Here is a 14,897-nt window from a genome sequence, read left to right as displayed (position 1 = left end):
ATATTTTATTTAGTTCAAATTTTAAAATATAGGATAATTTATGAAATAAATTAAAAGAAAAATTGAAAAGAGGCAAGTGTTGAGTTATGAAAAAACAGAATTTCACATATTACAAGGTAACAAAATTTAATAACTTTAAGGAAATGCTTGATATAGCGGTTAAGGAAGCGGGCGATAAAATTGCTTTCAAATACAAGGAAGGCAAGGATGAAATTGTTGAGGTGACTTATTCGCAATTTCAACAGCAGACTGAATGGCTGGGTGCAGCATTGACTGAAATGGGTTTTGCTGATAAGCATATTGCGTGTATAGGTAAAAACAGCTATAAATGGGTTTTGACATATCTTACCGTACTTAAAAGTTCCGGCGTTTATGTGCCCGTTGATAATGAACTTACTTCGGGAGATATTTTGCATGTTTTGAATGACAGTGAGTGCAGTGTTGTGTTTTATACCCAAAAACATGAAGAACTGTTTATGACAAATACCGATAAGCTTCCTAATGTCAAACTTTTTATAGGATTTGACCGTACTGAAGACAATGGAAATTTTCTTTCCTTTGACAAGCTTATTGAGTACGGAAAGAAATGTGATGTTGAAAAGTACCGGGCACTAGAGAGTGATCCTCACGCACTTAAAATGCTTGTATATACATCAGGGACAACAGGCAGTTCTAAAGGTGTAATGCTGTCGGAACATAACCTGGTGTCTAGCGTTTATTACGGACTGCAGGTGTCAACGGTATATGATACTTGTCTTTCCGTTTTGCCTTATCATCATACATACGAGGCAGTAAGCGGAATTTTGGTTTCGCTTCATAAACATTCTACAATTTGTATAAATGACAGTCTGACAAATGTGATGAAGAACCTCCAACTTTACAAACCGTCATATATTTACCTTGTTCCTGCTTTTGTTCAGGTGATGCGCTCGAAAATATTAAAAAACATAAAGGAATCAGGGAAAGAAAAAGCGTTTAACATATTGCTTGCTGTCAGTAATGCTCTGCGAAAAATCGGTATTGATTTGAGAAAAGTTTTCTTTAAGTCCATACACGATGCCTTTGGAGGAAGGTTAAGAAAAATCGTATGCGGCGGTGCGCCTATTCGTCCGGAAATCGGTAAATTTTTTGAAGACATTGGTATAAGCCTTATTAACGGCTATGGCATTACCGAATGTTCGCCCCTGGTATCTGCAAATCACGATATGTTTAATGATTATCATACTGCCGGTATAAAGCTTCCGTGTATCGATTTGAGGATAGATAATCCCAATGAAGAAGGTATTGGTGAGATATGTGTCAAGGGAGATGTTGTAATGCTAGGCTATTACAAGCAGCCGGAGAAGACAGCGGAAGTGATGAAAGACGGCTGGTTCTCTACCGGTGACTATGGATATATTAATGATAAAGGGCAGCTGGTAATAACGGGAAGAAAGAAAAATATTATTGTTCTCAACAACGGCAAAAATATCTATCCCGAAGAGATTGAGAGTATAATCCAGGAAATTGATTATATAAATGAAGTTGTTGTACGAGGCCTTTTTGATGAGAATGGAGAACAAAAATCGCTTATGGCAGAGGTTTTCTTAAGTGAAGAAAAGACTCCCGATGAAGTGCTTAAGGATATCAGGAAAGTGACTGCCGATCTTCCGGTTTACAAACAGATTACAAAAGTAGTTATAAGAAGTGAGGAGTTTGAAAAAACAACTTCTAAAAAAATCAAACGGTAAGAATTATATTTTACTTTAATATTTAGAAGAGGCTAATTGGTTGGATACAATTAATTAGCCGATTTTATTTATAAAATGAACAATAATCAGATAATTTATAAACCAAAATAGTATATTAATTGAGTAAGTATTATGATAAAATGCAAATATAAACCATTATTTTAAAGGGGGTATATCTATGCTTAGGAAATCAAAAAATTTTCCTTGATTCTGGCTATAATAGTTTTATGCCAATTGTTCTATGTCATCCCGGTTTTTTCTGAAAGTCTTTTTGGTGATTTGAATGGCGATAATTCTGTAGATTCAATTGACTATGCACTGCTGAAGACATACTTACTTTATACCAGAGCTCCTTCCGGAGATAATTGGATGGAACATGCCGATGTATATAGAGATGGAGAGATTAATTCTCTGGACCTTGCGATTTTAAAAAAGTATTTGCTTGGAATGACTAAGAGTTTACCGTTTAATCCTGAAGGGAACGACAGTCAACCAACTCCTACCTTTGAAATACCAGTTACTCCGACACCTAAAGAGGATTGGATCCCGTTTGTTCCACCGGCTGAAAATGTTTCTCTGAAGCTTGTAATAGATAACTCATATCAAACCGGAGCTAACCAACAAAAATATATCCAAGTAGAAATTACCTTTAATGATGGCGGATACAGGATTGCTGATGAAGGCAAGCTTGAATGTACTACATCCCAGTCCGGTGAACTGTATTTTTACACATCGGGAGTAAAGATAGAAAAGTACGTTGGCAGCGGTGGAGTAACAATGGCACTTATGCATAAAGTTATAAAATATCCTGTTGAAAATCAACTGGGAGACAAAAATCGATTTGATTTCAAAGTATATGATAAAATTGTTACCGGTTTTTCTTTTACAACAAATTCCGTTATTATGCCTGAACCGATTACCTATGATGCAGAAGTAAATGAGAAGTTTGTAAATGCCAATGCTCAATTTGCTGCAGATCTTTTCCAAAAGTTCAGCAAAGATGACTTGGAGGAAAACGTATTTTTCTCGCCTTTCAGCATTTCCATGGCACTGTCGATGGCATACCAGGGGGCAGATACCACCACAAAAGATGCGATGGCAGAAGCTCTTAATTACAAAGGTATGACTGATGATGAAATAAATCAAAGCTACAGAGCTCATTTGGATTACTTCAAAAAACTTTACCCTCAGATTGAGCTGGATGTTGCCAATTCCATATGGATTAAGGAAAACTCTCAAATAAAAGAAAGCTTTTTAAATAAAAATAATGAAGTATTTGATGCTTATAGTTCCTTTTTGGATTTTTCAAGTCCCGAAGCATGTGACATTATGAATAAATGGATATCCGACGCAACAAAAGGTAAGATAAACAATGTGATAAAATCACCTATCCAATCCAATATAGTTTTGTACCTTATGAATGCTATCTATTTTAATGGGAGTTGGACCGACAAGTTTGATATAACGCAGACTACAAACAGTTACTTTACAAATATCAAAGGTGAAAAGGAACTTGTGCCGATGATGAATAGAACCGGCAAATACAAGTATGCTCAAACTTCAGAATATAGAGCTGTTGAGATTCCTTACGGTTCCAGAAACGTCTCAATGTATTGTATTCTTCCGGAAAAAGATAATGTTAATGATTTTATTTCACAATTTGACAACAATAAATGGAACGAAGTAAAAAGCAAACTTTCAATGAGGTCTAATGTAAGGTTAAGTATTCCTCGCTTCAAAATTGAATATGAACCTGGAGATATAATTGGAAAATTAACAGAATTGGGCATGGGTGAAGCCTTTTCCTATGGAGCTGATTTCTCGGGAATTTCAGATAACGCCCCATGGATAGGTGATATTAAACACAAAGCTGTAATTGACGTGAATGAAAAGGGGACTGAGGCTTCAGTTATAACTACTATAGGAATGGCAACACCTTCAATACCGGATGCCTTTACTGCTAACAAGCCGTTCATGTTTGTAATAGCTGATAATGTAACCGGCAGTATACTCTTTATGGGCAAAGTTGTGAGTGTCAGAAATTAAAATTTGAATATCGGAAATGTTAAAAGTTCTGCTGCATGTAGATAAGAATAACTAAAAGCAATAAAAAACAAATTGAAACATAACTTTCGCCTATGACTTAATTCAGGTTATAGCGAAAGTTATTTTTTTAATAAAATCAGTTTGAATTTACTTTTCCACAGAAACTGTTGATAAGATGTGAACATTTTGTGGAAAGTATATTCTCTGTTAACTTGAAATTCAGTTATAAGAAATAATTGCTGTCGTATGAACTGTTGAAAACTTTAAAATCGGAAAAAGTTGTGCATAAGAAAAAGTGGACTTTAGGTGAGTATCAGGATAATGATGAAGAACTTATATAAAGGTGAGAGTAGAGTTTAACAATAGAATGGGATTTTTTGTTATTTTCATGCTTGAAATATTTAGGAAAGTAGTTTACAATATTTGTAACGAATTTTTGACATATTATAAAATTTATTGTAAAATAATATCCTCAAATATTGGAAAATCCTAAGTATTCGCACTGACGCGATCTGAAAATAATGTCGTATCTTTTAAAGAGTTTGGTCAGGTTCTTTTTGTAGATTTTACAATTTTAATGAAATGTTGAAACTTTTTGATGATTATTGTAGTATTATCTAGGTTATATTTTTATCGATTAAATTTTAAATAGATATATAAAAATTAACGACAAGGGGAGAGGTCACGTGAAGAAAAAAGTTATGCTAAAGGGAAAACTGTTGAGGGTATCCATATTGCTTATAGCATTATTTACAGCAACCATCTATTTGGTCACCAACAGTAGAGTTAACAGTTTAATGGATAAGAGTATTAAAACAAAAGTGGATAATATTTCAGACATGGGCCTTAATATTATCAGCAGCAAATATGTCGGCAGTTGGAAAATAAAAAGTGGCAAATTGCTCATAGGAGACAATCAGGTAGACAATTCCTTTAATGTGTTAGATGAAATAAAAGAAAAGACCGGTGCTCATGTAAGTATATATTTAGCTGATGAAAAAGTGGCTACCAGTGAACGGAATGCGAAAGGTGAAAGGACATTAGGAGAGAGAGCACCAAATGAAGTGGTTGAGAGTGTTTTAAGAAAAGGAACTAACTATGAAGGAACTGAAAATATTTTTGGTGAAAAATATGCTGTTAAATATATGCCTATAAGGGATAATAGCGGAAAGATTATTGGAATGTGGTCTGTCGCTGTACCGAATTCTGCTATTGGAAATCAGCGGATGCAAATAATTGCTATGAGAGCTTCAATAGTAGTTATTTCGATATTGTGCGGGATAATAGGTTGTATAATATTGATGTTCTATGCTAAGAAATTTCTTACCGATATTGATACCCTCAAGGTTTCATTTCTTGAAACCAATAAAAGCAGCAATAAAACACAACAAAGAGTTATCAGTTTGTCATTGGTGCTTATATTTACATTTTTTATAATATGGTTTACCATACAGGGATTTACAATCGGAAATGTTGTCAATAATCTTGAAAACGGCAATATAAAGGATAGACTTGATGTAAACTCTAAATTGGGACTTATGCTTTTTGATGAAATTTATAAAGGAGATTGGTCAATAAAAGATGACAAATTGTATAAAGGTAAAGTTTGTTTAAATGACAATGATGTTGTATTAAACAGAATAAATTATAATGATAATTATTTCTCAACTGTTTTTATGGGAGATATAAGTGTTTCAACCAATAGTTCATCATATGACAGCACAAAAACTATTGGAACTAAAGCACCGAGTGAAATTGTGGATACTGTTTTGAAGCGTGGCGAGGAATATGTTGGAGAGATTGATATTGCAGGTAAAAAGTATATGGCAAAATATATTCCGCTTAAAGATGCCAGCGGAAAAGTAATAGGAATGTGGAACTTAGGAGTTGAGAAAAAAGTTGTTGCAAAGCAAATAAGGAACATAAGAAAGAATATAACTCAAATCAGTTTGCTGGCTATCATTGTAGCGTTTTCCACATTTGTATACTTGTCTGTAAGGATGGTATCGGATATAAAAAATTACAAGGTTAGTTTGCAGACCAATATAAATTAAGAATATAGAAAAAATATGATATTTGGAAGTTGTGTTGAAAATACCCCTTCATAAAAGGGGTATTTTTAATAAGCAATATTTCATAGTTAATAAAAATACCTGTAACTATAAAGTTACAGGTATTTTGGTGAGCCATCCGCGACTCGAACGCGGGACACCTTGATTAAAAGTCAAGTGCTCTGCCAACTGAGCTAATGGCCCCTATGGCAGGGATAGCAGGACTCGAACCTGCGAAATGCCAGAGTCAAAGTCTGGTGCCTTACCGACTTGGCTATATCCCTAAATTAATGAAATATTTCATACGCACTTGAGAGAGACGGACATTATTTTAATGCAGAAAGTTTGTAATGTCAAGTATATTTATAAAATTTCATTTTTTGGGTATTTGTTACTTTTTAATTGTATACAGGAATAAAATAGAGTACAATTAAAAAGTGGGAAATAATAAAGTTATAGATTAAAATATTTGCAATATACATTTTTTCATAAATATTTGGAATTCGGAATTCTTTTTTTTTCGAGGCTGTGCATATTATTTTTTGAACGCTTTGTGTTTAATAAAACTCTTTTCAGGCGTTCAATATAATAAAATAATAAATTTAAAATAAAAAAGGTGGATCTATGGTTAAAAGAATTTTATTTGGCTTTGCTGTTTTACTTGTTGTTTTGTTATCTGTTTTAAATGTTAATGCATCTTCTGTTGCAAATTTAGGATTTGTAGAAACCGACGTGAATTTATTGCCTGACGGCAATGCCATTGTTTCGTACACTATCCGGTATAATTTAGTACCGGGTAAAACGATGTTGGCATTTACAATGGAAGGGTTTGACCGAATTACTCCAATATTTGATTATGACTATTGCTGTGTAATAACCGATGACAATACATCCCATAAAATTGACATAATAAATCTTGGAGGCGGAAAATACGACATAGTCAATTCCAATGAACAACGGTTGGGTGGAGAATACCTGACATATAAGTTGCGTTTTGTGGCCAATATGGCAGATGCACTGTATCTTGTCAGGACAACTGCAGAAGATGGGAAAGAACTTGTGGCATTCATTTGGGCACCTGTCCAGTGGGATGAGGCAATGGATCATTATACTGTTACTATAAATTACCCTTTGGAATATCCTGAGCAAACCGGGACAAGGGAAGAGATAGAGCAATTTTTACTGGATAATGGCTTTGCTACGGAAAAATGGATGAATGAAAAATATTTGATTGACTATAGGGTAGCTTTGATTGAAGGGATTCCCAGGGTACAAGTATTGCTTCACAAGGATAACCCTGAAGCTGAATTTAAGTTTGAGATTCAGCAGTATATAAATGAGGATGTTTTTGACCAAATACCTGAATATAATGCTGGGGATGGATATAAAGAAGAGCATGATATACCTCAAAGAAACTATAGGTATAATCAGGGTAATGAAAATTACAGACGGGAAAATGAAAGTTCCGGAAGAATTGCTTTATTAGTTGTACTTGGGGCACTGTTTTTAGTAACATTTATGGCTGTTGGCAAAAAGCATAGATCCATGGCGAAAGCTCAAACTACAAAGGATGAAATTGAGTGGGCAAGGACAGACTGGGAACCTCCGGTTCTTGAAATAGCATCGTTCAGAAAAGACGGAACCATTGCAGAAAATTTGGATGATTTAGAAGTGGCCCTTTTAATAGGGACACCTTATAAAACTATACTTTCTGCCATTTTATCCAAACTTGTGGATCAGGGGTATTTGGAAGAAGTTTCACAAAATCCTATTAAAGTTCGTCGCCTTGACCATAATAAATCCTTGTCCGATTTAAGTGTTTATGAGCGTATGATGTATGATGCTGCCGAAGATGGTGAATTTAGCGGAAAAGAAATAGAAAATATTTTGCAAAAACTTGTGGATAATGTGCAGCAAAAGACTTGGGACTGTGATATAGAAGCTACTAAAAAGTACTATTTGGAGAAAATGTCCAAAGCTTATGAAGAGAGAAATACCGATTCGGTGAAAAAAGAGGAAATATATGAAGAAGACGACAATATAGGTTACTGGCCTTATTGGTATTTTTACTACACTGGTGTGAGCTATGACAGGCGCAGAGAAGATTTTAACAGATATGAGGAAGTCATACCGGTTAATCCTGGGAATACAACGTTTAAATCTGTTTTAGATTCGAAATCCGGTAAATTTGCCTGGCATTCGGCATGCCATGATGCCTGCCACTCAGCGTGCCATGATGCGTGTCACTCAGCTTGCCATTCGGCCTGCCATTCAGCTTGCCATTCAGCGTGTCACTCTGCCTGTGTAAGCGGAGGTGCGCGGTGAAAAAACATAGATTGTCCTGGGTGGATGATTTTTTAAAAAAAATTAAACCTTACGTTTTTATGCGTCTAAGTGATAATGTACTCATTCGGATGCCAAACGAAGCATTTAAACTTAATACTACAGGAGCCCGTGTTATTGCACATATTTTGGAGGGCGGTTCCATTCGGGACATAATTGATGCCAGGTCGGATTGGCCTGAAACCGAGGCTCAGTTGGAAAGGTTTTTTGTGGATTTTTTGCGTGTATGGAACAATGAAGTGTGTGAAAACTATAACACGGCAGCTATACGCAGAATAGAATTTAATCTTGGATACATTGAACTTCCTGTATTATCGGAAGTGGCGCTTACCTATGCCTGTAACATTAAGTGCCGCTTTTGTTATGCCGGTTGTACTCAGAATAAAACTGAGAGGCAGCTGGATACGGAAGGCTTTAAAAAGGTTCTGGATATTATTCGGTATGAAGCAGAAGTGCCGAGTGTTTCTTTTACGGGAGGAGAACCCACTACTTATAAAGACCTTCCAAAACTCATAAAATATGCGGCGAAAGTAAACAAAATGAGAGTAAATCTTATAACAAATGGCACATTAATAACTAAAAAGATGGCAAGAGAACTTGCCAGGGCTGGTCTTGCGTCGGCACAGGTGAGTATTGAATCTGCCAATGCTTCAGAACATGATGCAATTACAGGAGTTCCGGGTTCCTATGCCGCTTCGGTGGCTGGGTTTAAAGCTCTTAAAGAAGCCGGGATAGCTGTGCATCCTCACTTTACCATATGTAAAATGAATAAAGACAGCTTACTTGAGTATCCTGCATTTTGTAAAAGCATCGGAGCAGAAAGGTTTTCCTCCAACTTAGTAATACCTGCCGGACGCGGGGGAGATGATGATTTGACTGTAAGCTATACAGAAATAGGAGAAATAGTAAAGAGCATAAAGAGGGAGGCTGAAAGGGAAGGAATCAAATATATGTGGTACTCTCCCACGCCTTTATGCTTATTCAATCCTATAGCAGAGGGACTTGGGAATAAGGGATGCAGTGCCTGTGAAGGACTGCTTTCCGTTGACCCGAAAGGGAACATACTTCCATGCTCAAGCTGGTCGGAGCCTGTTGGCAACATTTTAACTGAAGGATTTAAGGCCGTATGGAATAAAAAACGATGTGAGTGGATTAGAGGAAAGGAAGCAGCACCTGAGGAATGCAAACAGTGTAAGAGTTTTGCTGCATGTCAGGGTGCATGCCCGCTTTATTTTAAAGCCCATGGTTGCGAAGAACTCAAATCGAAATGGAAGTCAATGGGGTTGTTAAAAGGAAGGAGTATAATATATGAGTAACGGGATTCGTCTGCCAGGTTTTCTGCCACCGGAAAAACAGGACAATGTCAGGTTTTATATGTTTGAAAAGCTCTCTTACTCAAAAAGGATGATGCTATATTTAGCATTTGTAGCTTCAGGCTTTTTATTTCAGATTTTATTTTTGAAGGCATGGCCGGGAGCTGTTTTTTTGGTATGTGCCACTCTGCTGAACTTAATCCGGGGCTATAACAATCGTATAAGTCTTAAGGATTTTAGGGTCGATGATAACTGGACTTCGGTTGATATGAAACAAATTCGTCAGATAAAGGAACTTGAGAGAAAAACGGTAAATTGGGACAGGGATATACTTGATATAAGCAATGGAACGGGTATTATAGGCTTTATATTAACCGCTTTTGCTCTGATGTGTGTCTATGTTTTTTTAAGGATCCTGCTGGTTAATGATGCTGTTGGAGGAATTTTTATAACAGATGTAATAATTCTTGTGTTGCCCCTTTGGTTTAATGGAATGAAACAGGTGCAGAAACAAGACGATTTGAATATTAAAGCAGGTATTATAAATAGTATGGAAGAGTTTTTTAAAACCATAAAGCGAGATGGAGAATTTTTTAAGCCGGCACTTTTGCTTGCCAGAGATAAAAACGGAAAAAGTATTCCAAAGGACAGCAGGTTTACCGTATCTTTTGAAAACATGCCTGATGATTTTTACGGTATTCAGGCTCAAATTAATATAAACTTGGTAGAAAGCTCAAGGTATCCTTATTTTTACTGTGTAATAGCAGCCAAAAGAGGTTTTGGACTGGAACAGTATGTGAGAAGTATTCCGGAACATAAAAAAATAATTGTAACATACGAAGAGGATATCGATGCAGAGGTAATTGTAATCAGACAGCGTACATCAAAATCCTCAGGCTACCATACAAATACAACTGATTGCAAGAGAATAATGGAGGTAGCATTGACAGCAGCAAGAAATATTATTGCAAATTATAAAGGCATATAAAAAATTTGCTTTATAGTTTTTTGCATTATTCGAGATGTTGATGATGTAATAATTTTATGTTAAAATAAGTTAGGATTGATAGATATAAGTATAATAGATATAAGCATATATAGGTTGACTTTAGGTGTGGCTTTTGTTTCTATATTTTGCCTATATTAATTTTATTGTTGATTTCTGCTTTAGTGGTTTCAAAATTCTAATCAATATTGCTGTCAGCAATTCCGGTTAAGCAGTTGTCTGAAAGTACAGCTATAGGTTTTTTAATAAAAATATCCTTACTAAAGGGAGTCAATGAATGTAGTATGAATGTTTTAATAGTTGGGGGAAACGGATTTATTGGCAGAAGTCTGGCAGAAAGCCTTTTGGCTTTTGAACAGAATGTTTCAATTATAGATATCGCCGATAAACCTAAGAATTTAAAATTGAATTCCAAAGCATCATATTATAGAATTGATGCAATAAGTAGAGAATGCAGAGAAATTTTTGAGATAGGACAATTTGATATTGTTTACTATTTAATTGGGAATTCTGATCGAAAAAATTGGTTGGAGAGCGGAAAAGATATTTCTCCGCTGATAAATATTCTTGACTTATGTTGTGAGCATAGAGTGAAGAAATTTGTATATATTTCCACATCCTATTTATACACCTATGAAGCTATGAATCATGAAATGCTTTATAAGACTCATCCAAAGTTTTTTCTGTACTGTGCATACAAAAAGAGTTGTGAGACTTACTGCAACATGTATAAAGATGTATATGGTTTAAATATGCTTATTATTCGTGTGCCTCCGGTTTACGGACCAGGGTTGGACAGCAACGGTGAGGGCTCAATTGTATTGGATATTATTGATGCTTTCCAACACCATACCTATCGGGAAGTATGGTCAATATTTAAAGATATTGAATTAATATACATATCCGATTTGATCAGGATACTTACTACTACTGCATTAGCCAGTAATTTTACCGGTAATTACAAAATTAAAGGTGAAGTACTGGATATAAATTATATTATCAGGAAGGCCAAAAATATATTCAGCAGAAATGAGATAAAAGTGAACTTCAAATTTGAAGCTAAGATGAGGTATCCGTTAGATAAGAATGTTATAAATAGAGTAGAAGACAATACATCCTTCTCAGAGGGTTTTCTCAAAACCTATGAATGGTATAAGAGTAGAAATCTTAAAAAGAGACTATTTGCAGATAGACTGTATGGTGCAGGCGATATAATAAAGTCTTTGTGGAAAAAATATAAGGCATGGATGGAAGCTACCATTTTCAGTTTTCTTGTCGTAGAGTTTATGAAATATACCGGATTCAATTACGATATGGCAATTGTTTTGGTTATGATTATAGGTTTGACCTATGGTATAAATGTGGCTTTGTATACCGGTGCATTATGTATGTTTTTGCACTACTTTCCTTTCTCGGATTCGGGTTTATTGGATTTAATGAACTTGAATACATTAGAAAGGTTTTTGGCATATTTCAGTATAGCTTTGATTTCAGGCTATAAAAAGTCAGTTGAAATTAAAGAAAATAAAATAAAAAAGTTTACTCATATTGAGTTGGAAGAACTTTTTAAGACAGTCCAGGCAGACCTCGTAAATACCAGAAAATCTGCTTCGTTACTTACAGAGCAGTTAAAAACCTATGAATACAGCTATTCAAATGTATATAATGCTATTAAAACGCTTAATGAAAACAGAAAACGTATAACTCAGATATTACCTGAGGTCATTAATGAACTTACCGGTTTCAAAGAGGTCAAACTTGAAACAAGGAATGATTTATCAAAATATCAACCGGGTTTGGATTATGACATGATTAAAAATTCCTTTGAAAAAAATGAAGTTTTCTTTAATACACAATTGCAAAGCAGTATAAGGATTATTGTTCCTGTTTTTAACAGGAAGACAAAAAAAGTGGATAGCCTGATTGTTATAAGAAATGTTCCTTTCGAGAAAATGAACGTAAATGTTGAATCGCAAATGTATTTTATATATAATTTGGTGACGGATTTTTACAATGCAAATATTGATTGAAATTATTAACTGAATTCATTTACAGGGGAGATTGTATTGAATAATTCTTTGTTGGTTTTACTTGGGGGCAATATTTTTGTAAGTACAATATATTTTCTATACAGAAAAATAACAAATAAAGATTTTAATTTTCCGAAGTTTTTATTATGCATATTTATACCTTATTTTGGAGTGTTCCTGTTTATAATTGCCGATTTTCTTGTTAAAAACGGTTTTCTGATTGAAAGCTCGCTTTATGAGATTGATGGAGATGAAGAGGAATTTGATGAAATAATATCCGATACTTCTAATGTGGATTATATAAATACTTTGCCCATTGTGGATGTTTTAGAAATAAAAGATATCAATAAAAAAAGAAAATATGCTTTTAAATCTGTTAAAGGAGATTTTAAAAAGATATACCCTTTTTTAGAGAAAATTGTACGGGATGACGATCCTGAAGTGGTTCACTATGCTTCAACGGCTATTAGTGATTATAGACAAAAGATAAATGAAAACTATTCAGAATCACGGGAATGTTATTTGAAAGATCCAAAAAATATAAATGTTTGTGAGAATTTTATCAGGGCGTTTTTGGATTTGATAATCTGGGAAGAATTCAATAATACCAATACTTTCTTAAAAAGAAAAGAACTTTCTGAGATATTCGATTTCTATTTTTCCTCGGCTCAAAACATAGAAAAAGAATTTTATGTGCAAAAGATAAAGAATGAAATTGCCATTAAAAACTTCAAAGAAGCTGAAAAGACTTGTGATAAGTTTGCAAAGGCATATCCGAACAGTTACAAGCCTTATTTGTCAAAATTGGAGTTTTACTATTTCAGCGGAAATATAGACGGCTTTAAAGATACTTTGAAAAAGATGAGGTCTAAAGATATTGTTTTGTCTAAACGAGCATATGAAATTGTTACTTTTTGGAGAAATCACTTGGAGCAAGATATCAGAGGTGCGATATGAATTTGTGCTTTATAGCTGAAGGAAGCTATCCCTATATGACCGGCGGGATATCAAGCTGGATGAATATTTATATGAAATGTTTTCCCGACTACAAATTAAGTCTTTATACAATAGCAGCCAGGGAATCGGACAAGGGGAAATTTGTGTGCAAGATTCCTGAAAATATGATACATATAGAAGAAGTATTTTTGGATACTCCCCTTAAGAAAAAGCCAAAGAGATTTCCGTCCAGGATAGTTAAAAGCAGCAAGCAGCAGGAATTGCTTATCAAGCATTTTTCCGGGGAAAAAGTTGATTGGGCTCAAGTATTCGATTTTGTTGATAAGCTGAAAAAATACAGGTTGATAGACTTTTTTAACAGTGCAGATTTTTATGAGATTGTGGATTATATATATAACAAGGATTTTCAGAATGCTCCCTACAACGATTTTTTATGGTCCATACGTACAATGTTTATATACGAATTTCATGTCTTGCAGGGACATGTTCCTGAGGCAGATATATATCACAGTGTCTCGGCGGGGTTCCCGGGGATAGTGGGAAGTAAAATACGGTATAATTCAAAAAAGCCGTTTATACTTACTGAGCATGGGATTTATGTCAGGGAAAGAGAAGAGGAGATACTCAAGTCAGATTTTATCTTAGGATATATAAAAGAATTGTGGATAAAGTACTTTCGTTCCATGTCCTTATGTGCATATAATTTTGCCGATAAAATTGTATCACAGTTTCAAAGAAACAGAGAAGTTCAAATAGAGTTTGGTGCTGACAGGGAAAAGACAGTTATTATTCCAAATGGAATGAATACGGAGGACTATAACTTTCCTGAGCAGGACAGAATTTACGGGGATGATTTTGTAGTGGGCACAATTGCCAGAATTGTACCCATTAAAGATATTATTACGTTAGTAAGGGCTTTTGAAAAAGCTCAGCAGTTATATGACGATAAAATGAGATTGGTTATAGTAGGGCCAAATGATGAAGATCCGCAGTACAGCCGATATGTTTTGGATTATGTCGAAAAGCGAAATATCCAGAACATAACTTTTACTGGGAAAGTGGATTATGAAACATACTTAAAATCCTTATATTCCTTTGATGTTTTTATATTGACCAGCATAAGTGAAGGTCAACCTTTGTCCCTGCTTGAAGCTATGGCTTCAGGGAAACCGGCTATAGTGACCGATGTGGGCAGCTGTTCCGAAATTGTACTCGGTACTTTTGACAATATCGGTGAGGCAGGCATAGTTGCCAGAGTTATGGATTCAGACGCTTTAGGAGAAGCTATAGTCAAATTGGCAAAAAACAAGGATTTGAGGATGAAAATGGGGCAGGCTGCAAGAAAAAGAGTTCAGCAGTATTACACCATAGATTATATGGGAAGTTCTTACAGAAAACTATATGAGGATTTGAAAAGGTGA

At 34.9% G+C, this 14,897-nt stretch carries 9 protein-coding genes and 2 tRNA genes; 9 read left to right on the top strand and 2 right to left on the bottom strand.

Translation table 11 applies throughout. The features are described 5' to 3' along the window. Positions 1 to 86 precede the first annotated feature (86 nt). From CLOCL_RS19400 to CLOCL_RS19390, 3 genes are all read left to right on the top strand, one after another. Positions 87 to 1,730, top strand: coding sequence for an AMP-binding protein (locus CLOCL_RS19400; protein WP_014256907.1), 1,644 nt, complete (start codon positions 87 to 89; stop codon positions 1,728 to 1,730). A gap of 279 nt (positions 1,731 to 2,009) precedes the next feature. Continuing rightward, the gene (locus CLOCL_RS19395) at positions 2,010 to 3,776 is read left to right on the top strand and encodes a serpin family protein (protein WP_245532820.1); all 1,767 of its coding nucleotides are present in this window, start codon (positions 2,010 to 2,012) and stop codon (positions 3,774 to 3,776) included. Between the two features lie 686 nt (positions 3,777 to 4,462). Further along, entirely contained in the window at positions 4,463 to 5,830 is a 1,368-nt protein-coding gene (locus CLOCL_RS19390) for a cache domain-containing protein (RefSeq protein ID WP_014256905.1), read from the top strand. Between the two features lie 125 nt (positions 5,831 to 5,955). On the opposite strand, the gene CLOCL_RS19385 is transcribed toward CLOCL_RS19390, so the two are convergent. Together CLOCL_RS19385 and CLOCL_RS19380 are read right to left on the bottom strand one after the other, a co-directional pair. Beyond that, a tRNA-Lys gene (locus CLOCL_RS19385) sits at positions 5,956 to 6,031 on the bottom strand. 3 nt (positions 6,032 to 6,034) lie between these two features. Then, positions 6,035 to 6,111 (bottom strand) — tRNA-Gln (locus CLOCL_RS19380). A 340-nt stretch (positions 6,112 to 6,451) separates the two neighbouring features. On the opposite strand from CLOCL_RS19380, the gene CLOCL_RS19375 reads away from it, so the two are divergent. The 6 genes from CLOCL_RS19375 (at position 6,452) to pelF (ending at position 14,897) form a co-directional block, all read left to right on the top strand. After that, positions 6,452 to 8,152, top strand: coding sequence for a hypothetical protein (locus CLOCL_RS19375; protein ID WP_014256904.1), 1,701 nt, complete (start codon positions 6,452 to 6,454; stop codon positions 8,150 to 8,152). Next, on the top strand, positions 8,149 to 9,486 hold the full coding sequence (locus tag CLOCL_RS19370) for a radical SAM/SPASM domain-containing protein (protein WP_014256903.1): 1,338 nt from the start codon (positions 8,149 to 8,151) through the stop codon (positions 9,484 to 9,486). Before CLOCL_RS19375 ends, CLOCL_RS19370 begins: the two co-directional genes overlap by 4 nt. Continuing rightward, positions 9,479 to 10,471, top strand: coding sequence for a hypothetical protein (locus tag CLOCL_RS19365; RefSeq protein ID WP_014256902.1), 993 nt, complete (start codon positions 9,479 to 9,481; stop codon positions 10,469 to 10,471). The genes CLOCL_RS19370 and CLOCL_RS19365 overlap by 8 nt, the downstream gene beginning before the upstream one ends. Before the next feature lie 302 nt (positions 10,472 to 10,773). Further along, complete coding sequence (locus CLOCL_RS19360) at positions 10,774 to 12,519, top strand: NAD-dependent epimerase/dehydratase family protein (protein WP_014256901.1); 1,746 nt, start codon at positions 10,774 to 10,776, stop codon at positions 12,517 to 12,519. A gap of 36 nt (positions 12,520 to 12,555) precedes the next feature. Beyond that, positions 12,556 to 13,476 carry a hypothetical protein gene (locus tag CLOCL_RS19355; RefSeq protein ID WP_014256900.1) on the top strand — a complete coding sequence of 307 codons (921 nt, stop codon included), beginning with the start codon at positions 12,556 to 12,558 and terminating at the stop codon, positions 13,474 to 13,476. Next, complete coding sequence (pelF, locus tag CLOCL_RS19350) at positions 13,473 to 14,897, top strand: GT4 family glycosyltransferase PelF (RefSeq protein WP_014256899.1); 1,425 nt, start codon at positions 13,473 to 13,475, stop codon at positions 14,895 to 14,897. The genes CLOCL_RS19355 and pelF overlap by 4 nt, the downstream gene beginning before the upstream one ends.

This window comes from Acetivibrio clariflavus DSM 19732, from assembly GCF_000237085.1.
GTDB lineage: Bacteria > Bacillota > Clostridia > Acetivibrionales > Acetivibrionaceae > Acetivibrio > Acetivibrio clariflavus.
The sequence above is the reverse complement of the archived record's forward strand: the minus strand, read 5'-3'. Positions and strand labels throughout refer to the sequence as shown.

Excerpts from the sequence above, each read along its gene's own strand:
- CLOCL_RS19360 (WP_014256901.1), top strand. The coding sequence starts at position 10,774 with ATGAATGTTTTAATAGTTGGGGGAAACGGATTTATTGGCAGAAGTCTG.
- CLOCL_RS19400 (WP_014256907.1), top strand. The coding sequence starts at position 87 with ATGAAAAAACAGAATTTCACATATTACAAGGTAACAAAATTTAATAAC.
- CLOCL_RS19375 (WP_014256904.1), top strand. The coding sequence starts at position 6,452 with ATGGTTAAAAGAATTTTATTTGGCTTTGCTGTTTTACTTGTTGTTTTG.
- CLOCL_RS19365 (WP_014256902.1), top strand. The coding sequence starts at position 9,479 with ATGAGTAACGGGATTCGTCTGCCAGGTTTTCTGCCACCGGAAAAACAG.
- pelF (WP_014256899.1), top strand. The coding sequence starts at position 13,473 with ATGAATTTGTGCTTTATAGCTGAAGGAAGCTATCCCTATATGACCGGC.